This is a genomic window from Xinfangfangia pollutisoli, assembly GCF_020179405.1.
Classification (GTDB): domain Bacteria; phylum Pseudomonadota; class Alphaproteobacteria; order Rhodobacterales; family Rhodobacteraceae; genus Pseudogemmobacter; species Pseudogemmobacter pollutisoli.
The window spans coordinates 25,639-48,724 of record NZ_JAICBZ010000023.1 but is presented as its reverse complement, the minus strand read 5'-3'; the positions used below and the strand labels follow the sequence as shown (position 1 = coordinate 48,724).

Annotated in this window: 24 protein-coding genes and 1 pseudogene; 7 read left to right on the top strand and 18 right to left on the bottom strand. The window is 66.5% G+C overall.

All coding sequences use genetic code 11. The annotated features are described in order from the left end of the window. Both K1Y73_RS09390 and clpS read right to left on the bottom strand, forming a co-directional pair. Positions 1 to 252: pseudogene (locus tag K1Y73_RS09390) on the bottom strand (MFS transporter); the annotation flags it as partial. A 40-nt stretch (positions 253 to 292) separates the two neighbouring features. Continuing rightward, positions 293 to 613, bottom strand: coding sequence for an ATP-dependent Clp protease adapter ClpS (gene clpS / locus K1Y73_RS09385; protein WP_225028031.1), 321 nt, complete (start codon positions 611 to 613; stop codon positions 293 to 295). Between the two features lie 156 nt (positions 614 to 769). On the opposite strand from clpS, the gene K1Y73_RS09380 reads away from it, so the two are divergent. From K1Y73_RS09380 to K1Y73_RS09370, 3 genes are all read left to right on the top strand, one after another. Then, on the top strand, positions 770 to 1,477 hold the full coding sequence (locus tag K1Y73_RS09380) for an HAD family hydrolase (protein ID WP_225028026.1): 708 nt from the start codon (positions 770 to 772) through the stop codon (positions 1,475 to 1,477). Positions 1,478 to 1,792: 315 nt separating this feature from the next. After that, a complete protein-coding gene (locus tag K1Y73_RS09375; RefSeq protein WP_451923581.1) occupies positions 1,793 to 3,724 on the top strand; it encodes a serine hydrolase in 1,932 nt (643 codons plus the stop codon). A 13-nt stretch (positions 3,725 to 3,737) separates the two neighbouring features. Beyond that, positions 3,738 to 4,415 carry a fumarylacetoacetate hydrolase family protein gene (locus K1Y73_RS09370; RefSeq protein ID WP_225028024.1) on the top strand — a complete coding sequence of 226 codons (678 nt, stop codon included), beginning with the start codon at positions 3,738 to 3,740 and terminating at the stop codon, positions 4,413 to 4,415. Positions 4,416 to 4,448: 33 nt separating this feature from the next. On the opposite strand, the gene ccoS is transcribed toward K1Y73_RS09370, so the two are convergent. The 8 genes from ccoS to ccoN form a co-directional block, all read right to left on the bottom strand. Beyond that, the gene (gene ccoS, locus K1Y73_RS09365; protein WP_225028023.1) at positions 4,449 to 4,607 is read right to left on the bottom strand and encodes a cbb3-type cytochrome oxidase assembly protein CcoS; all 159 of its coding nucleotides are present in this window, start codon (positions 4,605 to 4,607) and stop codon (positions 4,449 to 4,451) included. Continuing rightward, positions 4,607 to 6,838 carry a heavy metal translocating P-type ATPase gene (locus K1Y73_RS09360; protein WP_225028022.1) on the bottom strand — a complete coding sequence of 744 codons (2,232 nt, stop codon included), beginning with the start codon at positions 6,836 to 6,838 and terminating at the stop codon, positions 4,607 to 4,609. Before K1Y73_RS09360 ends, ccoS begins: the two co-directional genes overlap by 1 nt. A gap of 4 nt (positions 6,839 to 6,842) precedes the next feature. Continuing rightward, entirely contained in the window at positions 6,843 to 7,295 is a 453-nt protein-coding gene (locus tag K1Y73_RS09355; RefSeq protein WP_225028030.1) for a FixH family protein, read from the bottom strand. A 2-nt stretch (positions 7,296 to 7,297) separates the two neighbouring features. Next, on the bottom strand, positions 7,298 to 8,746 hold the full coding sequence (gene ccoG / locus K1Y73_RS09350) for a cytochrome c oxidase accessory protein CcoG (RefSeq protein WP_225028021.1): 1,449 nt from the start codon (positions 8,744 to 8,746) through the stop codon (positions 7,298 to 7,300). Positions 8,747 to 9,055: 309 nt separating this feature from the next. Continuing rightward, positions 9,056 to 9,937 (bottom strand): cytochrome-c oxidase, cbb3-type subunit III, encoded by an 882-nt coding sequence (gene ccoP, locus K1Y73_RS09345; protein ID WP_225028020.1) that lies wholly within the window; start codon positions 9,935 to 9,937, stop codon positions 9,056 to 9,058. 1 nt (position 9,938) lies between these two features. After that, positions 9,939 to 10,154, bottom strand: coding sequence for a cbb3-type cytochrome c oxidase subunit 3 (locus tag K1Y73_RS09340; RefSeq protein ID WP_225028019.1), 216 nt, complete (start codon positions 10,152 to 10,154; stop codon positions 9,939 to 9,941). 11 nt (positions 10,155 to 10,165) lie between these two features. Further along, complete coding sequence (gene ccoO, locus K1Y73_RS09335) at positions 10,166 to 10,909, bottom strand: cytochrome-c oxidase, cbb3-type subunit II (protein ID WP_225028018.1); 744 nt, start codon at positions 10,907 to 10,909, stop codon at positions 10,166 to 10,168. Positions 10,910 to 10,924: 15 nt separating this feature from the next. Further along, positions 10,925 to 12,529 carry a cytochrome-c oxidase, cbb3-type subunit I gene (gene ccoN / locus K1Y73_RS09330; protein ID WP_225028017.1) on the bottom strand — a complete coding sequence of 535 codons (1,605 nt, stop codon included), beginning with the start codon at positions 12,527 to 12,529 and terminating at the stop codon, positions 10,925 to 10,927. Positions 12,530 to 12,739: 210 nt separating this feature from the next. On the opposite strand from ccoN, the gene K1Y73_RS09325 reads away from it, so the two are divergent. Then, positions 12,740 to 13,588 (top strand): universal stress protein, encoded by an 849-nt coding sequence (locus K1Y73_RS09325; protein WP_225028016.1) that lies wholly within the window; start codon positions 12,740 to 12,742, stop codon positions 13,586 to 13,588. Positions 13,589 to 13,664: 76 nt separating this feature from the next. Here K1Y73_RS09325 and K1Y73_RS09320 read toward each other — a convergent pair whose 3' ends face one another. The 3 genes from K1Y73_RS09320 to fnrL form a co-directional block, all read right to left on the bottom strand. After that, a complete protein-coding gene (locus K1Y73_RS09320) occupies positions 13,665 to 14,207 on the bottom strand; it encodes a GNAT family N-acetyltransferase (RefSeq protein WP_225028015.1) in 543 nt (180 codons plus the stop codon). Between the two features lie 196 nt (positions 14,208 to 14,403). Then, positions 14,404 to 15,288, bottom strand: a complete 885-nt coding sequence (purU, locus tag K1Y73_RS09315) for a formyltetrahydrofolate deformylase (protein WP_225028014.1) — start codon at positions 15,286 to 15,288, stop codon at positions 14,404 to 14,406. Between the two features lie 183 nt (positions 15,289 to 15,471). Continuing rightward, positions 15,472 to 16,218, bottom strand: coding sequence for a transcriptional regulator FnrL (gene fnrL, locus K1Y73_RS09310; RefSeq protein ID WP_225028013.1), 747 nt, complete (start codon positions 16,216 to 16,218; stop codon positions 15,472 to 15,474). A 65-nt stretch (positions 16,219 to 16,283) separates the two neighbouring features. Here fnrL and hemN point away from each other — a divergent pair, with 65 nt between their 5' ends. Next, entirely contained in the window at positions 16,284 to 17,639 is a 1,356-nt protein-coding gene (hemN, locus tag K1Y73_RS09305) for an oxygen-independent coproporphyrinogen III oxidase (protein ID WP_225028012.1), read from the top strand. Positions 17,640 to 17,759: 120 nt separating this feature from the next. Then, positions 17,760 to 18,365, top strand: coding sequence for a LolA family protein (locus tag K1Y73_RS09300; RefSeq protein WP_225028011.1), 606 nt, complete (start codon positions 17,760 to 17,762; stop codon positions 18,363 to 18,365). 25 nt (positions 18,366 to 18,390) lie between these two features. On the opposite strand, the gene K1Y73_RS09295 is transcribed toward K1Y73_RS09300, so the two are convergent. From K1Y73_RS09295 to panB, 4 genes are all read right to left on the bottom strand, one after another. Then, positions 18,391 to 18,900 carry a L,D-transpeptidase family protein gene (locus tag K1Y73_RS09295; protein WP_225028010.1) on the bottom strand — a complete coding sequence of 170 codons (510 nt, stop codon included), beginning with the start codon at positions 18,898 to 18,900 and terminating at the stop codon, positions 18,391 to 18,393. After that, positions 18,897 to 19,805, bottom strand: coding sequence for a hypothetical protein (locus K1Y73_RS09290; protein WP_225028009.1), 909 nt, complete (start codon positions 19,803 to 19,805; stop codon positions 18,897 to 18,899). The genes K1Y73_RS09295 and K1Y73_RS09290 overlap by 4 nt, the downstream gene beginning before the upstream one ends. A gap of 134 nt (positions 19,806 to 19,939) precedes the next feature. Continuing rightward, complete coding sequence (gene panC / locus K1Y73_RS09285) at positions 19,940 to 20,779, bottom strand: pantoate--beta-alanine ligase (RefSeq protein ID WP_225028008.1); 840 nt, start codon at positions 20,777 to 20,779, stop codon at positions 19,940 to 19,942. After that, a complete protein-coding gene (gene panB, locus K1Y73_RS09280) occupies positions 20,776 to 21,612 on the bottom strand; it encodes a 3-methyl-2-oxobutanoate hydroxymethyltransferase (RefSeq protein ID WP_225028007.1) in 837 nt (278 codons plus the stop codon). Before panB ends, panC begins: the two co-directional genes overlap by 4 nt. A 137-nt stretch (positions 21,613 to 21,749) precedes the next feature. Here panB and K1Y73_RS09275 point away from each other — a divergent pair, with 137 nt between their 5' ends. Next, the gene (locus tag K1Y73_RS09275; RefSeq protein WP_225028006.1) at positions 21,750 to 22,097 is read left to right on the top strand and encodes a cupin domain-containing protein; all 348 of its coding nucleotides are present in this window, start codon (positions 21,750 to 21,752) and stop codon (positions 22,095 to 22,097) included. A 57-nt stretch (positions 22,098 to 22,154) separates the two neighbouring features. Here K1Y73_RS09275 and K1Y73_RS09270 read toward each other — a convergent pair whose 3' ends face one another. Continuing rightward, complete coding sequence (locus K1Y73_RS09270) at positions 22,155 to 23,045, bottom strand: L,D-transpeptidase (protein WP_225028005.1); 891 nt, start codon at positions 23,043 to 23,045, stop codon at positions 22,155 to 22,157. Positions 23,046 to 23,086: the final 41 nt, after the last annotated feature.

Sequence of the window (23,086 nt, the reverse complement as noted above, 5' to 3'; positions counted from 1 at the left end):
CGCCGCGGCCTGCGCCCAGAGCGCGCGGGCCAGATCCTTGGCGCGCGGCAGGCAGACCAGCGCCGCCGCATGGGGGGCCTCCGGGCCCAGAGCCAGGCCGCGGGCGGCGAAAGCCTCGTGATCGGGGCGGAAGCCGGTAATCACCCGCAGCCGGTCGCGCGGCAGGGCCGACAGATCGTCTGCCGCCACGGGCCGATAGACCGCGACCGGCCCCTCGGGCGGCAGCACCAGCGCGCCCTGGTCAAGCGCCATCTCAAGCCGTTCGGATTGCATTGGAAGCCGGGCGCGCGCCCTATTCCTTTTCCATCGTGCATTGCAGCGGATGCTGGTGGCGGCGGGCGAAATCCATCACCTGCGCCACTTTCGTCTCGGCCACTTCATGCGAGAACACCCCGACCACCGCCAGCCCCTTCTTGTGGACCGTCAGCATGATGTCGAAGGACTGGGCATGCGACAGGCCGAAGAACCGTTCCAGCACATGCACCACGAATTCCATCGGGGTGTAATCGTCGTTCAGCAGCAGGACCTTGTACAGCGGCGGGCGCTGGGTCTTGGACTTGGGCTTGGTCAGCAGCGAGGTATCATTCCCCGGGCCATCGGTCTTGCCCGACAGGATGGGGGGATGCTGCGACACCGGCTGAACTCCGTTCCTGAGGGATTCGCATTGCGGAAAGATGACGGGAATATAGCGAAAATTCCCCTAACGAAAAGGGGTGGGCTTGCGGGAATTCGCGCGGCGCGCGATCAGGGGCACCAGGAGACCGCCACAATGACCGCCCCAGCCCTGACGACGATCGGCTTTGATGCCGATGACACGCTTTGGCAGAACGAAGCCTATTTCCGCCTGACCCAGGACCGTTTCACCGCGCTTCTGGCCGATCATGCCGCGCCCGAACACCTGCAGGCGCGGCTGCTTGAGGCCGAGCGGCGCAATATCGGCGCCTATGGCTTCGGGGTGAAGGGCTTCACCCTGTCGATGATCGAAACCGCGATCGAGGTGACCGAGGGCCGCGTTCCGGCCTCGGTGATCCAGGAACTGCTAGGCGCCGGCCGCGCCATGCTGGATCATCCGGTCGAATTGCTGCCCCATGCCCGCGATGCGGTGGTGGCGCTGGCGCAAAGCCACCGCATCGTGCTGATCACCAAGGGCGATCTCTTGCATCAGGAACGCAAACTGGCCCAATCGGGCCTGGGCGACTATTTCCACGCGGTCGAGATCGTCTCGGACAAGCGGCCCGATACCTATGCGCGGGTCTTTGCCCGGCACGGAACGGGCGCAGATCAGGCCGCGATGGTCGGAAACTCGCTGAAATCCGATGTGATTCCGGCGCTGGATGCGGGGGCTTTCGGCATCTACGTGCCCCAGGGCGAGACCTGGGCGCTGGAGGCGGCCGAGGAACCGGCGGGCCATCCGCGCTATGCGCAGATTCCCGACCTGGCCGGCTTGTCGGCGCTTATCGCCCGCTTTGGCGGTTGACGCAACCTATGGGGGAGACCCCGGCTCAGCCCCCCAGATCTGACGCGGCGCGGCGGCGGGTGCTGCCCCTATGCCACAACGCCGGGATTTCACTGGAAAGTATTGGAAACTGGTGGTTTTCCGCGGCCGGATCGCGTGCTAGCGTGACCGCGGCAGAAACGAGGCCCCACAAAGGGGCCCGAGACTACAGGCAAGGGGACAGGTGACGTGACAACGTTCATCGGGCGGTCTTTCCGCGGCATTTTCGCAGTCCTGGGCCTTGCGGCCTTTCTTCTGGCCCAGCCCGCAGCGGCAGCGCCTTTCGCAGCCATCGTGATGGATGCGCGAACCGGCGAGGTTCTGTACGAAAAGAACGCGGATTCCCGGCTTCATCCGGCCTCGCTGACCAAGATGATGACGCTGTACATCATCTTTCAGGAAATCGAGGCGGGCCGTCTGTCGCTGGATCAGAAAGTCACGATCTCGGCCCATGCGGCCTCGCAGCCGCCGTCACGGCTGGGGCTGAAGGCCGGCCAGAAGATCGCGCTGCGCTATCTGATCCGTGCAGCGGCAGTGAAATCGGCCAATGATGCGGCCATGGCGCTGGGCGAGTTGGTGGGCGGCGGGTCCGAGGCGGCCTTTGCCAAGCGGATGACCAAGACCGCCAAGGCGCTGGGCATGCGCAGCACCACCTTCAAGAATCCGAACGGTCTGACCGCCGAGGGCCATCTGTCGACCGCGCGCGACATGAACATTCTGGGCCGGCATCTGTTCTACGATTTCCCTCAATATTACAACATCTTCTCGCGTCGCACCGCCGATGCGGGCCTGGCCAAGGTGACGAATACCAATTCGCGCTTCCTGGATGGCTATGAAGGCGCGGACGGGATCAAGACCGGCTACACCGTTGCTGCGGGCTTCAACCTGACCGCCTCGGCCAAGCGCGGCAATGTGCGGCTGATCGCGACGATCTTCGGCTCCACCTCGACCGCGGCGCGCAATGCGAAGATGGCGGAACTGATGGATATGGGCTTTGGCCTGGCCAAGAAGGGCGTGCGCGAGAAGAAGCCCGAAGCGGCACCGCTGCCCGATGACGCGCTGATCGCCGCAGCCAACGGGGCAAGCCTGGTGGACGAGCCGGGGGTCGAAGGTGGCGCCGGGAAGACGATTCGCATCTCGGGTGCGGTCAGCCGGTCCTTGCGGCCGAAGGCCCGGCCGGTGATCGGCGGGGTGGTCGAAGGCGTGGCGGTTGCGGTGGCCGAGGCGACCGTGGCGCCCGAAGTGCCCGACGCCCTGGCCGCGGCGATTGCCGAAGGCGTGGAAAGCGCGCTGGCCGAGGCCACGACGCCGCCGCCCTCGGGCACGCTTGAGGCCCAGGCCATGGCCCTGGCCGAAGCGCCGGCCCTGGCCGATGCGGCCGAGGCCGAGGCCCCCGCCGTCGCCGCGGTGATCGAGGACACGACCGAAGAGCCGCAGCTGGCCGAAGCCGCCACCGATGGCCCGGTGGTCCCCGATGGGCTGGACGCGCCCGCAGGCTCGCTGGAAGCCCAGGCTGCCGCCCTGGCCGCGGCGCCCCCGGCGCTGGTGAAAGACACGCTTGACGCCCAGGCCGTGGCCCTGGCCGAAGCCTCTGCCGTCGCCTCGGGCACTCGCCCGCAGCCGCGCCCCGAAGCCGTGGCCGCCGCCGCTGCTCCGGCAGAACCCCCGGCCGCGCCCGAGATGCTGGCCGAAGCCGCCCCGGCGCTGGAAACCGTCGCCCCGGCGGCAGATCCGGTGGCCGAGCCCGTGGCCGAAGCCGCAACCGCGCTGGCCCTGATCGACACCCCGGCCGCGCCCGCCGACGAGGCGCCGATCGCCGGCCTGACCTCGGTGCAAGAGGCCGTGGCCAGCGTCACGCCCGAAGCGCTGATCCCGCCCGAAGCGCCGGTTGAAACCGGCCGCGCCGCACCGATCTTCGAGCCGGTCCAGATGGCCGAAGCCACGCCGGAAGAGGCGAAGGAACTGGTCGTGGTGTCGAAATCCACCTCGGGCGGCCGGCATTGGGGGGTGAATGTGGGCGCTTACAGCTCGCGTTCCGAAGCCGAGCGGGCGCTGCTGAAGACCGGGCTTGCCGAAAGCGCCACCCTGACCGAAGGGCTGAAGAAGATCACCGAGAAGGGCGGCAAATACCGCGCCTCGTTCCTTGGTCTGTCGGAAGACCAGGCCGATCTGGCCTGCCGCCGCCTGCGCGCCCGCGGCATGCTGTGCGAAACCATGGGCCCGGCCTGAGCCGCGGGAAAACATGAGCGACTATCTCTTCACCCCGCCCCCCTGCCCCTCGGCCCCGGTCCAGGGGCATTCGGCCCGTTTCCCTGTGCGCCGGATCTTCTGCGTCGGGCGCAACTATGCCGAACATGCGCGCGAATTCGGCAATGACCCGGATCGCGAGCCGCCGTTCTTCTTCACCAAACCCGCCGATGCGCTGGTCGACAGCGGGTCGGTGATCGCCTATCCGCCGGCGACGCAGGATCTGCAGCACGAGGCCGAGCTGGTCGTGGCCCTGTCGGGCGGTGGCGCCGATATCGCCCCCGAGGCGGCGGCGGGGCTGATCTTCGGCCATGCCGCCGGCAATGACCTGACCCGCCGCGACCTGCAGGCCGAGGCCAAGGCGATGCGGCGGCCCTGGGACATGTCGAAAGGCTTTGACGCCTCGGCGGTGATCGGGCCGATCCGGCCCGGCCCGCTGGCCGATGGCGCGATCCGTGGCCTGGTCGATGGGGTGGTGAAGCAAGAGGCGCGGCTGTCCGACATGATCTGGCCGGTCGCCGATGTGATCGCCTATCTGTCGCGGCTGGTCACCCTGGCGCCGGGCGATCTGATCTTTACCGGCACCCCCGCCGGCGTGGGCCCGATCACGCGCGGTCAGACCTGCCGGATCGAGATCGACGGTCTGGCCCCGGCCACGATCACCCTGCGCTAGGCGCGGCCGCCCCGGCGGCCGACACGCCCAGCCCTAGGGCCGGGGGCGGTCGTCCCAATCCTTGGTCAGGATCCGGTTGGCATCGCCATCCGGGTCATCGAACTGCCGCGATCGCATCGCCCAGACGAAGGCCAGAAGCCCGATTCCGCCCAGAAACAACGAGACCGGGATCAGCAGTCCGAGGATTTCCATTACTTCAACCTCAGCGCATTCAAGGAAACGGTGATCGACGACAGCGACATCGCCAGCGCCGCGGCCAGGGGCGTGGCCGCCCCGATCAGTGCCAGCGGCACGGCGATCACGTTATAGCCGCCCGAGATCATGAAATTCTCGACCATGCGGCGGGTGGACTGACGGCTGATCCGCAGCGCATCGGCCACCGGAGCCATGTCCTGGCCCAAAAGCACGATATCCGAGGCGGTGCGCGCCGCATCCAGCGCGGTCGCGGGCGAGATCGACACATCCGCGGCGGTCAGCGCGGCCGTGTCGTTCAGCCCGTCGCCCACCATCAACACATGCGCGCCCTCGGCCTTCAGCGCCGCGACCCGCGCGGCCTTTTCGGCCGGCAGGCAGCCCGCCGTCCATTCCTCGATGCCCAGCCGCGCCGCCAGCGCCGCGACAGCGCCCTGGCTGTCGCCCGACAGCAGGATCACCCGCATCTTCTGCGCCTTCAGCGCCGCCATCACCTCGACCGCGCCCGGACGCAGCCGGTCGGCGAAGGTGAAGGCGCGCGGCGCGGCGCCGTCGTCGCCGGTGCAAAGCCAGGTCGCGGTGACGGGCAGCGTCTCGGCCGCGCCGCACCATTCGGCCCGGCCCAGCCGGACCTTGCGGCCCTTCCACAGCCCCTCGATCCCATAGCCCGGCACTTCGCGGATCTCTTCCACCCGGGCGGGGCGCAGGCCCTCGGCACGGGCGGCCTCGGACAGCGCCAGGGCCAGCGGATGCGACGAGGCCCCCGCCAGCGCCAGCGCCACTTCGCGCGCCACTTTCGGATGCTCGGCCAGATTGGTCACTTCAGGCTGGCCCAGGGTCAGCGTGCCGGTCTTGTCGAAGACCACCGTATCGACCTTTGCCAGCCGTTCCAGCGCGGTGCCCTGCTTGATCAGCAGACCCTTGCGGAACAGCCGCCCCGAAGCCGCGGTGACCACGGCCGGCACAGCCAGGCCCAGCGCACAGGGGCAGGTGATGATCAGCACCGCGGCCGAGATGTTGACCGCATAACGCAGATCGCCGCCGGTCTGCCACATCCAGAAGCCGAAGGCCGAGAAGGACAGCAGATGCACCAGGGGCGAATAGGCGCTGGCGGCCCGGTCGGCCAGCGAGGTGTAGCGCGTCTTGGCGCTTTCGGCGACGGCGACCAGATCGGCCATCCGATGCAGCGACGAATCGCGCCCCGCCGCGGTGACCCGCAGCGTCAGGGGCCCGGTCAGGTTGACCTCGCCGGCCGAAACCTGCGTGCCCTCGCCCGCCCAGACCGGCAGGCTTTCCCCGGTCAGCAGGCTGCGGTCCAGTTCCGACGTGCCCGCGACCACGACCCCATCGACCGGCATCCGCCCGCCCGGCCGCACCAGCACCAGATCCCCCGCCAGCACTTCAGAAATCGGCTTGGTCACTTCGCTGCCATCGGTCACCACGATCGCCCGCGGCACTTCCAGCGCCGCCAGTTCCTGCGCGGCAGACCGCGCCACGGCGCGGGTGCGGTGGTCCAGATAGCGGCCCAGCAGCAGGAAGAAGGACAGCATCACCGCCGCATCGAAATAGGCGTGATGGCCGGAATAGATCGTCTCGAACAGCGAGATCGACGAGGCCAGGATCAGCGCCAGCGAGATCGGCACATCCATGCCCAGCCGCCCCACTTTCAGCGAGGCCCAGGCCGAGCGGAAGAAGGGCTGGCCGGCGAAAACCACGGTCGGCAGGGCGATCGCGGCGGAAATCCAGTGGAACATGTCGCGCGTCACGCCCTCGGCCCCCGACCAGACGGCGACCGACAGCAACATGACGTTCATCATGGCGAAGAAGGCGACGCCCAGCCGCATCAGCAGCTCGCGCCCCTGACGGTCGGTCTCGGTCGCCGACAGAAGGCCCGGGTCCAGCTCATGGGCCTCGTACCCGGCCTTGCGGCAGACCTCGATCATCTGCGCCGGCGTCACCTCGGGCGCGGCCTCGACCGACAGGCGCTTCAGCGTCAGATTCAGCCGGGCCGAGCGCACGCCCGGCACGGTCTGCGCCGCCTGTTCCAGGGTCGAGATGCAGGCCGCGCAATGGGCGGCGGGCAGCGACAGCATGATCCGCGCATCGGCCGGCGCCGCCATCGCGGCGATGCGTTCGGCCGAGGGGGCCGCCACGCAGGCCGGGCAGGCCGACAGTCCGACCGGGGAGGCCCCGTCAAGACCGCGCTCCAGATCGGGTTCCGCCAGCGCCATGGTCTTAGTCCTTCACCTGCAGGTCGATGCGCTTTTCGAACAGCGTGCCGTCCTGCGCATGGGCCTTGATCTTGAACATCCAGTAGCCGCGGTTCAGCGGCACCTCGGCCTGATAGACATTGTCCACGAAGACAAAGCTGGGTGTGGTGTCATCCTTGGCCTCGGTGGTGCGGCCGATCAGCACCGACAGATCCTTGACCTCGACCGGACGGCCTTCGGCATCGGTAAAGGCCAGGCGGGCAAGGCCGCGGTCATAGCTGGCCTCGACCTCCCAGCCCAGCGCCTCTTGCGCGGCGCGGCGGATGTCGAATTCCTGGCTGGCCACATAGGAATTCTCGACCTCAAGCCCCGGAAAGGTGGTGACAGCCTTGTAGGCCATCACCAGGTTGACCGCGATGATGATCCCGAAGGCCCCCACCGAGAACCCAAGCACATGCTTGCCGGTGATCTCGCCCATGGTCATTTGCCCTTTCCGTTGAAGATCGTCTCTTTCTTGACCCGGTCATTGCCCGGCTGATCGGCCGTGCCTTCATCCGAGATCCAGAAGTTCAGCTCGGTCTTGTCGCGGGTCGCGGCTTCCGAACCCGGCGCGGCGGTCACATAGACCCGTGCGTCGAAGGTCTGGTTGGCCGGCACCAGCACCCGCAGATCATCGCGGCCCTCGATGGCAAGTTCAAGCCTGGCCTCGGAGGTCACGGTGATGTCAAACCAGCGGTCTTCGCCATGCTTGTTCAGCAGCCGCAGATCATAGGTGTTGCGGATCGTGCCATCCGACAGCGTGACGAAGGTCGGGTTGCGCACCGGGGTGATGTTCACGTCGATCGAGGTGCGCAGGAACAGCGCCGCGACCAGGCCGATGCCGATGCCGGCCCACAGCACCGTATACAGCACCGTCCGCAGCCGGAACACGTGCTTCCAGACCGATTTCGGCGCTTTGCCCTCGCGTTCGCGGGTTTCGTCGGTCAGGGCCAGATAGCCGATCAGGTGACGCGGCTTGCCGATCCTGTCCATGACATCGTTGCAGGCGTCGATGCAAAGCCCGCAGGTGATGCAGGCCAGCTGCTGGCCGTTGCGGATGTCGATCCCCATCGGGCAGACGTTCACGCAGGCCTTGCAGTCGATGCAGTCGCCGTTCGGCGTGCCGTCTTCGGCATGGCCATCCTGCTTGCCGCGCGGCTCGCCCCGCCATTCGCGATAGGCGACGGTGATCGTGTCCTCGTCCATCATCGCGGCCTGAATGCGCGGCCAGGGGCAGGCGTAGATGCACATCTGTTCGCGCGCGAAGCCGCCGAAGACGAAGGTCGTCAGCGTCAGGATCAGCATGGTCGTATAGGCGACGGGATGGGCCTGGCCGGTGATCAGATCCCAGAACAGCGTCGGCGCATCGGTGAAGTAGAATATCCAGGCCCCGCCGGTGGCCAGGCCGATCAGGAACCAGACCGTCCATTTGACCGCCCGCTTGCGGATCTTCTCGGCATTCCAGTCCTGGCGGTGCAGGCGGATCCGGGCGTTGCGGTCGCCCTCGATCCAGCGTTCGACCAGGATGAAAAGATCGGTCCAGACGGTCTGCGGGCAGGCATAGCCGCACCAGACCCGGCCCGCGGCCGAGGTGAACAGGAACAGCCCAAGCCCCGCCATGATCAAAAGACCCGCGACGAAATAGAATTCGTGCGGCCAGATCTCGATCATGAAGAAGAAGAATCGCCGGTTCGCCAGATCGATCAGCACCGCCTGATCGGGCAGGGCCGGCCCACGGTCCCAGCGCAGCCAGGGGGTGATGTAATAGATGCCCAGGGTGATCGCCAGGATCCACCATTTCAGCGTACGGAACTGGCCATAGACACGGCGAGGGAAGATCGGCTCACGCGCGGCGTAAAGGCTGGGCGGGTTGGCTTCTGGCGTGGACACGGAATGTCTCCGGTTTCTTGAATTGCTGCGGCAGGCGTATCGCAGGGGTTGCGCTCCTGCGGCCTTGACCTGCATCAATAATCCCATCGGCGATGCGGATTTCGAAGCCCGGTCAGTGTCGCGGCGCCTGTCGCGGGCGGTTTTGCCGCAGCGAGGGGCGCCCTGCCCGGCAGGCGTGAACGGCCGGGCCTTGCAGCCCGGCCGATGGATCAGAAGACGCCGGCACCCCGAAACGCGCGAACAGGAGGGGGCGCCGGCGCCAGTCCCCGGAGACGAGGGGCCACCGGGGGTTTCACGGACAGGCTGCGATCACTCGCCGCCGCCCAGGCTGTGGACGTAGTAGGACACGGCGCGGATCTCGTCTTCCGACAGACGCTTGTTCCAGTTCGGCATCACGCCGAAGCGGGCGTAGAACACCGATTCGTGGATGGACTCACGCGTGCCGCCATACAGCCAGACCGCATCCGACAGGTTCGGAGCGCCCTGGGCCCGGTCGCCCTCGCCCTTTTCGCCATGGCAAGAGGCGCAGTTGTCGGCATAGACCGTGGCGCCTTCGGCGGACAAGGCCGCGTCATGCTCTTGCCCCGACAGCTGCAGCACATATTCGACCACCTGGTTGATCTGCGCGGGTTCAAGCAGTTCATCCACGCCCCATTTCGGCATTTCCGAATAGCGCGCATCGGCGTCGGTCGTGTTGCGGATGCCATGGGTCACGGTCGTATGGATGTCATCCATCGTGCCGCCCCACAGCCAGTCATCGTCCAGCAGGTTCGGGTAGCCCAGCGACTGGACCCCCGCCGCACCGGCGCCATGGCATTGCGCGCAATTGGTGCGGAACACCGCCGCCCCGGCGTTTTCGGCGTAAGAGGCCAGTTCGGGATTGTCCTTGATCCCGTTCAGGTCGGCCGCGACCAGCTTTTCCTTGATCGGGCCCAGCTTGCCATTCCAGTCGGCGATCTCGGTGGCCACTTCCTTGCGGGTGTCATAGCCCAGAACGCCCTGGGTGGCGCCATGGATCAGCGGCCAGGCCGGATAGGCGATGGTGTAGCCCGCGGCGAAAAGGATGGTCGCGTAGAAGGTCCAGACCCACCAGCGCGGCATCGGATTGTCGAGTTCGGCGATTCCGTCCCAGGAATGACCTGTGGTCGGCACTTCGCCGGGGGCGGCTTTCGTCACTTTCTTGGCGCACATGTCACGCCTCCGTCCGGTTGGAGTTCGGGGCTCCCGCAACGGGCGCCGCATCGCGTGCGGGGCGCTTTTCGTTGCGGAAGATCGAATTGGCGGCCTCGTCGTGGGATTTGCGGCTGCCGGGGCGGAAGGCATAAAGGCAGACGCCCAGGAACAGCGCGGTCATCGCCAGAAGCCCCCAGCTGTCGGCCAGCTGGCGCAGGAAGGTGTAGAATTCCATCTTCACCTCCCTCAGCGGTTCGGGTCAGGGGTGAAGGTCGAGAAGTCGACCATCGTGCCCAGCACCTGGATATAGGCGATCAGCGCATCGGCTTCGGTCAGCTGAGGCTGGCCGTCGAAGTTGCGCACGTTCACCGCATGGCCGAAGACATCGGCGCCATAGCGTTCCTCAAGCCCCGCCGCATCGGCATTCGGATCGGCCTGGGCCTGGAAGTCGGCCTGGGCATTGGCGATCATGTCATCCGAATAGGGCACGCCGACCATGCGATGGGTCTTCATGACATCCTGGATGTACTGGCCGTCGATCACCTTGTTGAACAGGAAGCCATAGGGCGGCATCACCGATTCCGGCACCACCGACTTCGCCTTGGTGAAGTGGTCCTGATGCCATTCGTCCGAGTAGCGGCCGCCCACACGCGCCAGGTCGGGCCCGGTGCGCTTGGACCCCCATTGGAACGGGTGGTCATACTTGGATTCCGCCGCCAGCGAGTAATAGCCGTAGCGTGTCACTTCGTCACGCATCGGGCGGATCATCTGGCTGTGGCAGACATAGCAGCCTTCGCGGATATAGATGTCGCGCCCGGCCAGCTCCAGGGGCGTGTAGGGACGCACGCCCTTCACGTCCTCGATCGTGTTCTCGATGTAGAACAGCGGCACGATCTGGACCAGACCGCCGATGGTCACGACCAGGAAGGCCAGAACCATCAGAAGCGTGGCATGCGTTTCGATTGCCTTGTGCTTGTCAAGGAGAGCCATCTGTTGCCCCCTCCCCTATTCGGCCGGAACGGCGTTGTTGGCATTCACCGCCGCTTTCGCGGGCTGTGCCTTCACCGTCATCCAGAGGTTGTAAGCCATGATGATCCCACCGGCGAGATACAGCACACCCCCCAGAGCCCGGACCACATACATCGGATATTTCGCGGCCACCGTGTCGGCGAAAGCGTTCACAAGGAACCCGTTCGCGTCGACTTCACGCCACATCAGGCCTTCCATGATGCCCGTGACCCACATGGCCGAGGCGTAAAGGACGATGCCGATCGTGGCGAGCCAGAAGTGCCAGCTGACCAGTTTCAGCGAATACAGGCCCGCACGGTTCCACAGCCGCGGCGTCAGGAAGTACAGCGCACCGAAGGTGATCATGCCGTTCCAGCCCAGCGCGCCCGAATGCACGTGGCCGATGGTCCAGTCGGTATAGTGCGACAGCGCGTTGACGGCCTTGATCGACATCATCGGGCCTTCGAAGGTCGACATGCCGTAGAAGCCGACCGAGACCACCATCATGCGGATGATCGGATCGGTGCGCAGCTTGTCCCAGGCGCCCGACAGCGTCATCAGACCGTTGATCATGCCACCCCAGGACGGCATCCACAGCACGATCGAGAAGACCATGCCCAGCGTCTGCGCCCAGTCGGGCAGCGCGGTGTAGTGCAGGTGGTGCGGACCGGCCCAGATGTACAGGAAGATCAGCGCCCAGAAGTGGATGATCGACAGCTTGTAGCTGAAGACGGGACGTTCGGCTTGCTTGGGGATGAAGTAGTACATCATGCCCAGGAAACCCGCGGTCAGGAAGAAGCCCACGGCATTGTGGCCATACCACCACTGGATCATCGCATCCTGCACGCCCGAGGTGACCTGCACCGACTGGCTGCCCAGAACCGAGACCGGAATCGCCAGGTTGTTGACGATATGCAGCATGGCAATGGTGATGATGAACGACAGGTAGAACCAGTTCGCCACATAGATGTGGGGTTCCTTGCGCTTCATGATCGTGCCGGCATAGACGATCAGGAAGGCAACCCAGACCACGACGATCCACCAGTCGATATACCAGACCGGCTCGGCATATTCCTTCGATTGCGTGCCGCCGAAGAGATAGCTCGACGCGGCAAGGACGATCACCAGCTGCCAGCCCCAGAAGACGAAGTTGCCAAGCCCGCCCCCGAACAGCCGCACCGCCGAGGTGCGCTGCACCACGTAGAAGGCGGTGGTGATCAGGGCGGTGCCGCCGAAGGCGAAGATCACGGCCGAGGTGTGCAGCGGGCGCAGCCGGCCGAAGTTGCCGATGCCTTGCAGCACTTCAAAGTTCAGCCAGGGCCAGGCCAGCTGGCTGGCGATCACGACGCCCACCAGGAAGCCCACGACACCCCAGAACGCGGTCAGGCCCACGCCCCAGCGAATCACGCCATCCATATATTCATTTTCATTGACGGCCTTCGGCGTTCCCACGCCGCGCAACACGAAGACGAAGGCGATGGCCGCGGCCAGCATCACTTCGATCGCGTTGACCATATAGGCCAGATCGCGCGCGTAATTGGCGGCGATCGCGGCCAGGACCGCGATCACGCCTAGCGCGATCAGTTTCACATAGTCCCACATTTTGCGTCCCTTCGTCTCCTAAGACTGTCCTGGCGGCGAGACCGACTCGACCCCTGGCAGAGTTTTCGACTATGCCGCTTTTGCGCCGGCTCCGATCACCATACATTGATCTGGGTCAACAATCGACTGCGACACCTTTGACTTTAGTCAATGTTTCCCCGTGACTGTCCGGTTAAGCTGATCACGCAAAGCACTCTGCAGGAGGCAGAAATGGCCTATAAATCGCTGCTTACGCTGGCCGCCGCGCCCGACCGGCTCGGTCCGGCCGTCAATGCCGCCGGGGTTCTGGCGCGCAAGTTCGACGCCCATCTCGATGCGCTGGCGCTTGGCGTGGACCGCACGCAGGTCGGCTATTCCTATGTCGGCTCGGGCGCCGTGGTGCTGCAGGTCGCGCTGGAACGCGCCGAGGAAGATGCGCGCAAGGCCGAGGCCGCGCTGAAGGCGGCGCTGGATGGCCAGGGCGCGGATCTGCGCTGGGCGCTGGATTCCGCCGTGACCCAGATCGGCGCGCTGACCGATCTGGTGGCGACGCGCGCGCGCTATGCCGATCTGGTGGTGCTGCCCAAGCCCTATGCCGACACGGCCGGCCCCGAGGATGAGGCGATCATCGAGGCGGCAATGTTCGAAGGCATGGCGCCGGTTCTGGTCGTGCCGGAGAAGGGCCCCGAAATCACCGGCAATTTCAAGCATGTCGTCCTGGCCTGGAACCAAAGCCGCGAGGCGATGGTGGCGGCGAAACAGGCGCTGCCCTTCCTGAAGGCGGCCGAGCGGGTGACGATCACCGTGATCGACCCGCCGACCCATGGCCCGGAACGCTCGGACCCGGGCGGCTTGCTGTGCCAGTTCCTGGTGCGGCATGGCGTGAAGGCCGAAGTCGCGGTTCTGGCGCGCACCCTGCCCCGGATCTCGGACGTGCTGGCGCGGCAATGCACCGATACCAACGCCGATCTGCTGGTGATGGGCGCCTATGGCCATTCGCGCTTCCGCGAAGCCATTCTGGGCGGCGCGACGCGCAACATGCTGGAAGCCGCCGAACTGCCGGTCTTCATGGCGCATTGACCGCCCGTCAGCCTGATCTGACCTGACCTGACATTGCCCGGGCCGCCCTTGCGAAAAGGCGGCCCGGGCTTTTTCGTCAGCCCGGCTGGTGCAGGCCGAAGGCCGGGTGATGGATCAGCTCACCCTCGGGCGCCGCCCCGCCGAAGGGCAGGGCCAGCACGACCTCGGGCGGGCAGCCCGCGACGGTCAGCCCGGGCCAGGCGCGAAAGCCGAAGCGGCGGTAATAGGCCGGATTGCCGACCAGCGCCGCGCCACGGCAGATCGGGCGCAGACGCCGCAAGGCCTCGGCCATCAGGGCCGAGCCGATGCCCTGGCGGTGCCGTTCCGGCGTCACGGCCAGGGGCCCGATCAGCCCCCAGCCGTCCTGCCCGCCGATCCGCGCGGCCGAGACCGCCAGATGGCCGACGGGCACGCCTTCGGCTTCGGCGACCAGCGACAGCATCAGCGCATCGGCGGCACGCAGCCGCGCGACAATGGCGGCCTCGGTGCCGCTGGCCTGCGGCAGAAACCGCATCGCTTCGGTGATGATCCGGCCGATATCGGGGATATCCCCGGGGCGCTCGTCGCGGATCTGCAGAGTGTCCCGGCCCGCAGGCGGGTGGGTTTCGGAGAATGTCATGACGATCTCATGTGACAGATGTGCAGGATCGCCCCACGCGCGTCGCGGGGCGGTGCGATCAGCGGGACGGCTCTCTGCGATCAGAGAGCCTTCTCACACAAGCTCTGACATCCACTCTCCATGGCTGCGCGGCAGATCCCCGCCGCGCCTGCGCCAAGTCTAGCCCGGAAGGCGCGCCGGTTCCAGACGGCTCGGCTCAGCCCATGCGTTCCGAGGCGTAGCTGCCGGGCGAGGCCGGGAAGACGACGGTCTTGTTGCCGTTCAGGAAGACGCGGTGGTGAATATGGGCATGGATCGCGCGGGCCAGCACCTGGCTTTCCACATCGCGGCCCAAAGACACGTAATCCTCGGCCGATTGGCCATGCGTCACGCGGATCGTGTCCTGTTCGATGATCGGGCCCTCGTCCAGATCTGCGGTCACGTAATGACTGGTCGCCCCGATCAGCTTCACCCCGCGTTCGTAGGCCTGCTTGTAGGGGTTCGCGCCCTTGAAGCTGGGCAGGAAGGAATGGTGAATGTTGATGATCCGCCCCGACATCTTCTGGCACAGCGCATCCGACAGGATCTGCATGTAGCGCGCCAGAACCACCAGCTCGGCCCCCGTCTCTTCGACGACGTCCAGCATGCGCTTCTCGGCCTCGGGCTTGTTCTCTTTCGTCACCCGGATGTGGTGGAAGGGAATGTCCTGGTTCACCACCACCTTCTGATAGGTCAGGTGGTTCGAGATCACGCCGACAATCTCGATCGGCAGGGCGCCGATCCGGGTCCGGTACAGAAGATCGTTCAGGCAGTGCCCGAAATTCGACACCATCAGCAGAACCTTGGTCCGATGCGCCCCGTCATGGATCGCCCAGTCCATGCCGAAGGGCGCGGCCACTTCGGCAAAGCCTTCGCGCAGCGCGGCCAGCGAGGCGCCGGTTTCCGACACGAAGGAGATGCGGGTGAAGAACTGGCCGGTCAGATCGTCGTCGAACTGCGAGGCATCGGTGATGTTGCAGCCGTTCGAGGCAAGATAGGTCGAGATCGCGGCCACGATCCCACGCCGCGAGGCGCATTGCACGGTCAGCACATAGACGGTCATCGGAGTTCCTGTGGATTGGCGGTTCTGTCGCGTCTTCGGCGCAAGTTCTAGGGCCGGATCGGCGGGCGGCACGGATGAAAAACGACAGGTGGCGGCGGATTTGCGCAATGCCCGACCCTGGCGGCAGGTCGCGCAGCGGGCCGGCCCGCCCAGGGGCACAACCCGCCCGGCGCGGCGGCCGGATCAGGCCAGCATGCCGCCGTCGCTGTCATCGCCGGCCTCTTCCAGAAGCCGGTCGAAATCGGGAATGGCGATGTGGCGCTTGCCTTCCAGATGGATGACCCCGTCCCGCTTCAGGGCCGAGATCTGGCGGCTGACGGTTTCCAGCGTCAGGCCCAGGTAATCGGCCATTTCCTCGCGCGTCAGCGGCAGGTCGACATTCAGCATGCCCTTGGTGCGGCGCAGGTTCAGCGCGGCATCGCGCCGGGCGATGATCGCGACCAGCGAGGCGATCTTCTCGCGCGCGGTCTTGCGGCCCAGAAGCAGCATCCATTCGCGGGCCGAATCCAGCTCGTCCAGGGTCATTTCCAGCAGCCGCTGCGCGACATGCGGGGTCTGGGTCATCATCTCTTCGAAGGGCTTCTTGCGGAAGCAGCACATGACCACATCGGTCGTCGCGGTCACGTCATAGGCCGCACTGTTGCGCCCCGGCCTGCCGACGAAATCCGACGGCAGCAGCAGGCCGACCATCTGGCGGCGGCCGTCTTCCATCGTCTGGGTCAGCGTGGCGATGCCCGAGACCACCGAGGCCACGAAATCCATCCGGTCGCCCGACCAGACGATGGTCTGCCCGGCCTGATAGCTGCGGTAATACTTGATCTGCTCCAGCCGTGCCAATTCATCCGCTTCACAGCGGGCACAGACGGCCCTGTGCCGGATCGGGCAATCGCCGCAATCCTGATGGACGAATTGAAGGTCTTGCAGAGACATACCCGCCTTTCACCGCTTGATCTGCGTCAAGGCAACTTCCCCACGCGCCCCTTAAGCCTAAGCGCATGAAGATAGATGTGCAACTCACACGGCTTGGGCTTTTTGACGCGCGGGTGCCGAGGTATACCTCGTATCCCACCGCGCCTCATTTTGCCGGCGGCGTCACGGGCCAGGATTTCACCTCCTGGATCGAAGCGATCCCCGAAGGCTCGGCGATCTCGCTGTATCTGCATGTGCCCTTCTGTCGGCGGTTGTGCTGGTTCTGCGCCTGCCGCACCCAGGGCACCACATCCGACGATCCGGTGATCGCCTATGCCCGCACGCTGCATGCGGAAATCGCGCTGCTGGCCCGGCATCTGCCGCGCGGCACCACGCTGTCGCGGCTGCATTGGGGCGGCGGCACGCCCACCATGCTGCCCGCCGACGAGATCCGCCGCCTGTCTGAGGCGATCTTCGCCGTGGCGCCGATGGCGCCGGGGGGCGAGTTCTCGGTCGAGATCGACCCCAACGAAGTGGACGATGCACGGCTGGATGCGCTGGCGGAAAGCGGCATGAACCGCGCCTCGATCGGGGTGCAGGATTTCGACCCCGAGATCCAGGCCACGATCGGCCGCGAGCAAAGCTATGAGCTGACCCTGCGCGTGGCCGAGGCGATCCGCGCCCGCGGCATCGGCAGCCTGAATGCCGATATCCTGTATGGGCTGCCGCATCAGACGCCGCAGCGCATCGCCGATTCGGTGCAGAAGCTGCTGACGCTGTCGCCCGACCGGGTGGCGCTATATGGCTATGCCCATGTGCCCTGGATGAGCCGGCGCCAGCAGATGATCCCCTCGGATGCGATGCCCACGCCCGAGGAACGGCTGCGCCTGTATGAAACCGCGCAGCAGCTGTTCGCCTGGGACGGCTATCGCGAGATCGGCATCGACCATTTCGCCCGGCCCGAGGACGGGCTGGCCGTGGCCCAGCGCCTGGGCCGGCTGAAGCGCAACTTCCAGGGCTATACCGATGACACCGCGCCGGCGCTGATCGGCCTGGGCGCCTCGTCGATCTCGCGCTTTCCGCAGGGCTATGCGCAGAACGCCTCGGCCACGGCCGCCCATACCCAGGCGATCCGCGACGGCCGCTTCAGCACCCATCGCGGCCACCGTTTCGCGGGCGAAGACCTGCTGCGCGGCCGGATCATCGAGGCGCTGATGTGCGATTTCCGCGTCGACCGGGCCGAATTGCTGCGCGATTTCGACACCACGCCCGAGCGCGTCGACACGCTGTTCAGCAGCGCGGCTGCGGGCTTCGAGGATATGGTGCGGATCGAGAATGGCGTCTTCACCATCCCCACCAAGGGCCGGCCGCTGACCCGGATGATCGCCCGCGCCTTCGACGCCTATGACCAGACGAAGGCGCAGCATTCCGCCGCCGTCTGACCTGGCCGTCTGACCTGACTGCTGACCTGGCCTGCACCGCCGGCTCACGCGCCGGCACAAAGCCGCGAGAGCGCGTCGGGGGGGATTTTTCGGCGCGCGATCCTGCCCTATATCTGGGCCATGAACCGCCGCACCGCATTCCTTGCCCCGCTCGCCTTCCTGGCCCTCGCCCCGCATGCGGCGCTGGCCGAGAAACTTTCGCTGTCGACGCTGTCGAAATATCTGAACAGCCTGGGCAGCGCCGAATCCGATTTTACCCAGGTCAATGCCGATGGCACGGTCTCGACCGGGAAGATCTATATCCAGCGGCCGGGCCGCGTGCGCTTTGAATATGCGCCGCCCGACAAGTCGCTTGTGCTGGCCTCGGCCGGGCAGGTGGCGATCTTCGACGGCAAGTCGAACCAGCCGCCCGAGCAATATCCGCTGAAACGCACGCCGCTGAACTTGATTCTGGCCGAGAATATCGACCTGGGCCGGGCAAAGATGGTGGTGGCGCACAAGTCGGATGCCACCTCGACCAGCGTTGTGGCGCAGGACCCGGAACACCCGGAATATGGCACGATCGAGCTGAAATTCACCGCCGATCCGGTGGCGCTGCGGCAATGGATCATCACCGACGATCTGGGCCAGCAGACGACGGTGATCCTGGGCGCGCTGAAGACCGGCGGCAAATACGGCACCAGCCTGTTCTCGATCACGAACGAGAAGGACAAGCGGGGTCTGTGACCCCGCGAGGGGCCAGAGGCGCGGCCTAAAGCGGCACCGCCAGCCGGGCGCCGGGCGTCAGCCGCGCGGCGATCCAGCGCAGATCGGCCGGATCCAGCGCGATGCAGCCCGCGGTCGGATAGCCGGGGCGCCGCCAGCGGTGCAGGAAGATCGCCGAGCCGCGGCCAGGCCGGGCCGGCGCCATGTTCCAGTCGGTGATCAGCACCAGATCATACAGCGGATCGGCGCGGCGTAACTGTTCATGCGAGAAACCATGCGGCGCGCGGACCGGCCGGTTATAGGCCGGATCGGCCGGATCGTCCGACCACAGATCGCCGGGCCCGATCGGCTGCGCCCAGCGGGGCAGATCCGCCCCGACCAGCCGGTCGGGCCGGTACAGGCAGCCGATGATCCGGTGCAGCCCGGCGGGCGTCGCCCCGTCGCCCTCGCGCTTGGCCTCGGCCGCGACCACGCCGCCCCGCCCCCTGCTGCAAGGAAACAGCCGGCCCTGAAAGCGCAGGCCCATCGGTGTCAGGCGAAGATCGGACTGGGTCATAGACCCTGTTTCTGCAACCACGCGGTGCGCCCGCGCAAGGGCATGACGCGATCGACCACCAGATAATTGCCCTCGACCTGCTGACGCCGCCCCTCGCCCAGCCGCGCCACGGCCAGATCCAGCTGCGCCTGCGCCGCGGCCTTGGCCGCGCCCTGGGCCAGCACCGCCAGGCGAAAACCCGGACCCACCCGGGTTTCGCGCACCGGATCCAGATGGTCGAAATGCGCCACCCCGTCGATCAGCTGCCGCGCCAGCGCCAGGGGCGCCAGCCCCGCCCCCGCGGGCTCGGTGACCTCGATCACCGCCAGATCATAGGCCAGGCCCGAGCGCAGCCGCGCCAGCGCCGTCTCGGCATCGCCGACCAGATCGACATGATTGCCCATCCGCCCGATCACGGTGCGGGCAAAGCGGCTGGTCTCTTCCGGCGCGGCGGAAAGCCACAGGATGGTCAGATCCCGGGTCTTCTGCGGCTCGGGCAGGGTGGCGAAGCGTTCGGGGGCCGCGGGCGACAGGCCTTTCAGCACCCCGTCAAACAGCCGATCAATCCCCGGCGCGCCGGGGCCGCCTGCGTCTTGCGCCGCCACCATCGCCCGGCGCAGGGCGGTCAGGTTGCTGGCCGCGCCATCGACCACATAATCCTGCATCGAGGCCAGAAAGGCGCCGATCTCTTGCGCGGCGGCCTCCAGCGTCACCGAAGACCCGCCCAGGGCAAGCGTCGCCGATTTCGGCCGCAGGCTGCGGAAATCATAGCGGGTCAGCACCAGGGCCAGAACCCAAAGCGCGGCCAGAAAGCTGCCCAGCGCCACCACTTGCGTCGCATGGTCCACCAGCCACGGCAGAAATCCCTTTGGCTGCAGGGCCTTGACCGATTTTTCCAGCGCGTCGATCCGCCCTTCCAGGGCCAAGAGACCGCATTCGGAACAGGTGACACAAGACGCGATGCATTCGGCCATGGCACAACCGCGATACTGGGAACCGCCGCCAGCCTAACCCGGCTACCGCCGGGGCCAAAGCGGAATAACCGGCAAGACCGCGCCAATCAGACCGGGATATTGTCGATCAGCCGCACGCCATCCAGCCAGGCCGCCGCCAGCATCCGGCGCGGACGGGCCGGATCGTCCGAGGGCATCAGCGTTTCGGCATCGCGCAATTCGATATATTCGACCCGCTCGAAACCCGCCTCGCGCATGGTCTCGGCCGCTTCCCGGATCGCCATCCGGTCGGTATGGCCGGCGCGGATCTCAAGGGCCGCGGCGCTGATCGCGGCATAAAGCACCGGCGCCTTGGCCCGGCCCTCGACCGTCAGGCGGAGATTGCGCGACGACATCGCCAGACCATCCGCCTCGCGCACGGTTTCGCAGCCGATGACCTGCACCGCCAAATTCAGGTCGCGCGCCAGCTTCTGCACCACTTGCAGCTGCTGCCAGTCCTTCTGGCCGAAATAGCCGCGATCGGCCAGGGTCATGCCGAACAGCTTCGTCACCACCGTCGCCACGCCGTCGAAATGGCCCGGCCGCATCTTGCCTTCCAGGGGCTCGGACACGCCCGAGACGCTGACGACGCTGCCGAAGCCTTCGGGATAAACCTCGTCCGGCTGCGGCGCGAAGATCGCGTCGACCGGCACCGTGGCCAGAAGGGCGGCATCGGCCGCCTCGGTGCGGGGATATTTCTTCAGGTCCTCGGGGTTGTTGAACTGCATCGGGTTGACGAAGATCGTGGTGATCACCCGGTCGCATTCCGCCCGCGCCCGCCGCGCCAGCGACAGATGCCCGTCATGCAGCGCGCCCATCGTCGGCACGACGCCGATCACCTCGCCCGCCGCGCGCCAGACCCGGGCCGCGGCGCGCAGCTCGGCCACCGTCCGATAGATGGGGATCATGATTTCGCCTTGCCCGGAAGGGTATCGGCAAAGCTGTGTTCCGGCGCCGGGAAAGACCGGGCGCGCACATCGGCGGCATAGGCGGCAATCGCCTCATCGGCGCTGCGGCCCAGTTCGGCATAGCGTTTCACGAATTTCGGCCGGAAATCGGTGAACAGGCCCAGCATGTCGTCAACGACCAGCACCTGCCCGTCGCAGCGCACCCCGGCGCCGATGCCGATCGTCGGGATGGCCAGGCCTTGCGTGATCCGCGCCGCCAGCCCTTCGGGCACCTTTTCCAGCACGACCGAGAACGCCCCGGCCGCCTCGACCGCGCGGGCATCGTCCATCACCTTCTCGGCCTCGGCATCGCGGCCCACCACCTTGTAGCCGCCCAGCGTGTTCACCGCCTGCGGTGTCAGGCCGATATGCGCCATCACCGGCACGCCCCGCGCGGTCAGGAAGGCGATGGTTTCGGCCATGTGCTGGCCCCCTTCCAGCTTCACCGCCGGCGCGCCGGTTTCGGCCATCAGCCGGCTGGCATTGCGGAAGGCCTGCTCTGGGCTTTCCTCATAGCTGCCAAAGGGCATGTCGATCACCGGCATCGCCTTCTGCGCGCCGCGCACCACGGCGCGGCCATGCAGGATCATCATCTCCATCGTCACGCCCAGCGTGGAGGGCAGGCCATGGATCACCATGCCGACCGAATCCCCCACCAGCACCACGTCGCAATGCGCATCGACCAGACGCGCCACCGGCGTGGAATAGGCGGTCAGCACCACCAGAGGCACTCCCCCCTTGCGGGCGCGGATGTCGGGGGGAAGGACGGGCCTCACGGGGGCTGTCGCGCTCATCAGCGTCACCTCGGGCGTTGCAACTTTGCCTGTCATAAATGCATGAGCCCGGCGGGGGTGCAAGAAAATTACGCCGCAGCGCAGCGGGCTTGACGGAAAGATCGGCTCCGGCGCCAATGGCGCAAAAGGAGACTGCCATGACCCAAAGCCTGATCCAGCGCGTCACCCCAGACGCCTGCCCGCCCGAGGAAAGCCGGCCCGAGCCCGGCAAGGTACTGGCCGGCGACCCGGTTCATACGACCTGGAACCTGGAAGAGCGCGACGGTCTGTATTGCGGGATCTGGCAATCGACGCCGGGCAAGTGGCGGGTCAGCTACGCCGAGTGGGAATATGTCTATATCCACAGCGGCCATTCGATCCTGACCGACGGCGCGGGCCGCGAAACCCATCTGCGCGCCGGAGACCGTTTCGTGATCCGCCCGGGATTCGAAGGCACCTGGGAAGTGATCGAGACCACGCTGAAGGATTACGTCATCCGCCTGTAAAGCGAAAAGGGCCGCCCTTGCCGGGGCGGCCCTTTCTGTCTGTTGCGGTGCCGCGGCTCAGCTTTCGCTATGCGCGTCCTGCGACTGGTATTCCTCGACCGACAGGGGCGGGCAATCCTCGGCCGGGATGCCCTGGCGCTTGCACTGGGCGAGATGCTTCTTCTCGGCCCGCGCGGCGGCCTTGGCCTCGGCCGCTTCCCAGGCCTCGATCGCCGCCTGGTCCTTTTCGCGCTGCGCGATGGCTTCGGGCGTCTGCTTCACGATCCGGCCGAAGGCATCGTCCATATAGGGACCTTCGATCTCAAGGCTTTCCGCCTCGGTCCGCACCTTGACCCGCGCGCCCATCTCGGCGCGGTTGAACAGGTCGATGGCATCCTGGTTGAACAGCCGGATGCAGCCGGCGCTGGTCGCCCGCCCGATCGAGGCATTGTCGATCGTGCCATGGATGCGGAACATCGTGTCGCGCCCGCCGCGATACAGATACAGCGCCCGCGCGCCCAGCGGGTTTTCCAAGCCGCCCGGCAGGCCGCCAGCATAGGCCGCGTACAGATCGGGCCGGGTGCGGATCATGTTCTGTGTCGGCGTCCAGGACGGCCATTCCTGCTTGCGCCCGACATAGCCCGTGCCCTTGAACGACAGGCCTTCGCGGCCCACGGCAATGCCGTAGCGGATGGCGCGGCCGCCTTCTTCCACCCAATACAGCTTGCGGGCGAAGATATCGACCACGATCGAGCCGGGCGGATCATCGGCGGTATATTCCACCTCCTGCCGGGTATTGCCCTCGATCAGGTATTTGGGCTTCACGGCGGGGATCAGGAATTCCCCATCCTGAACCGCCTCATAGCCCGGAAGGGTCGAGGGGGGGGCTTCGGTCCGCGCGGTTCCGCCACAGGCGGCCAGAAGCGGAAGGCACAGCAGGGCTGCAAGACGCAGGGGCAGGCTGATCACTTTCGAATCCTGAATCTTCTAAAACTTTGATCCGCGACCTT

Coding starts and splice junctions, on each gene's coding strand:
- panC (WP_225028008.1), bottom strand. CDS start 20,779: ATGATCCCCATCTATCGGACGGTGGCCGAGCTGCGCGCCGCGGCCCGG.
- K1Y73_RS09380 (WP_225028026.1), top strand. CDS start 770: ATGACCGCCCCAGCCCTGACGACGATCGGCTTTGATGCCGATGACACG.
- K1Y73_RS09340 (WP_225028019.1), bottom strand. CDS start 10,154: ATGGAATTCTACACCTTCCTGCGCCAGCTGGCCGACAGCTGGGGGCTT.
- purU (WP_225028014.1), bottom strand. CDS start 15,288: ATGACCGTCTATGTGCTGACCGTGCAATGCGCCTCGCGGCGTGGGATC.
- K1Y73_RS09320 (WP_225028015.1), bottom strand. CDS start 14,207: ATGACATTCTCCGAAACCCACCCGCCTGCGGGCCGGGACACTCTGCAG.
- K1Y73_RS09360 (WP_225028022.1), bottom strand. CDS start 6,838: ATGGCGCTGGCGGAACCCGATCTGGAGCGCGGTCTTGACGGGGCCTCC.
- ccoO (WP_225028018.1), bottom strand. CDS start 10,909: ATGGCTCTCCTTGACAAGCACAAGGCAATCGAAACGCATGCCACGCTT.
- K1Y73_RS09375 (WP_451923581.1), top strand. CDS start 1,793: ATGGATGCGCGAACCGGCGAGGTTCTGTACGAAAAGAACGCGGATTCC.
- ccoS (WP_225028023.1), bottom strand. CDS start 4,607: ATGGAAATCCTCGGACTGCTGATCCCGGTCTCGTTGTTTCTGGGCGGA.
- K1Y73_RS09275 (WP_225028006.1), top strand. CDS start 21,750: ATGACCCAAAGCCTGATCCAGCGCGTCACCCCAGACGCCTGCCCGCCC.
- K1Y73_RS09300 (WP_225028011.1), top strand. CDS start 17,760: ATGAACCGCCGCACCGCATTCCTTGCCCCGCTCGCCTTCCTGGCCCTC.
- ccoP (WP_225028020.1), bottom strand. CDS start 9,937: ATGTGCGCCAAGAAAGTGACGAAAGCCGCCCCCGGCGAAGTGCCGACC.
- panB (WP_225028007.1), bottom strand. CDS start 21,612: ATGAGCGCGACAGCCCCCGTGAGGCCCGTCCTTCCCCCCGACATCCGC.
- fnrL (WP_225028013.1), bottom strand. CDS start 16,218: ATGTCTCTGCAAGACCTTCAATTCGTCCATCAGGATTGCGGCGATTGC.
- hemN (WP_225028012.1), top strand. CDS start 16,284: ATGAAGATAGATGTGCAACTCACACGGCTTGGGCTTTTTGACGCGCGG.
- K1Y73_RS09295 (WP_225028010.1), bottom strand. CDS start 18,900: ATGACCCAGTCCGATCTTCGCCTGACACCGATGGGCCTGCGCTTTCAG.
- K1Y73_RS09370 (WP_225028024.1), top strand. CDS start 3,738: ATGAGCGACTATCTCTTCACCCCGCCCCCCTGCCCCTCGGCCCCGGTC.
- K1Y73_RS09325 (WP_225028016.1), top strand. CDS start 12,740: ATGGCCTATAAATCGCTGCTTACGCTGGCCGCCGCGCCCGACCGGCTC.
- ccoN (WP_225028017.1), bottom strand. CDS start 12,529: ATGTGGGACTATGTGAAACTGATCGCGCTAGGCGTGATCGCGGTCCTG.
- K1Y73_RS09355 (WP_225028030.1), bottom strand. CDS start 7,295: ATGGGCGAGATCACCGGCAAGCATGTGCTTGGGTTCTCGGTGGGGGCC.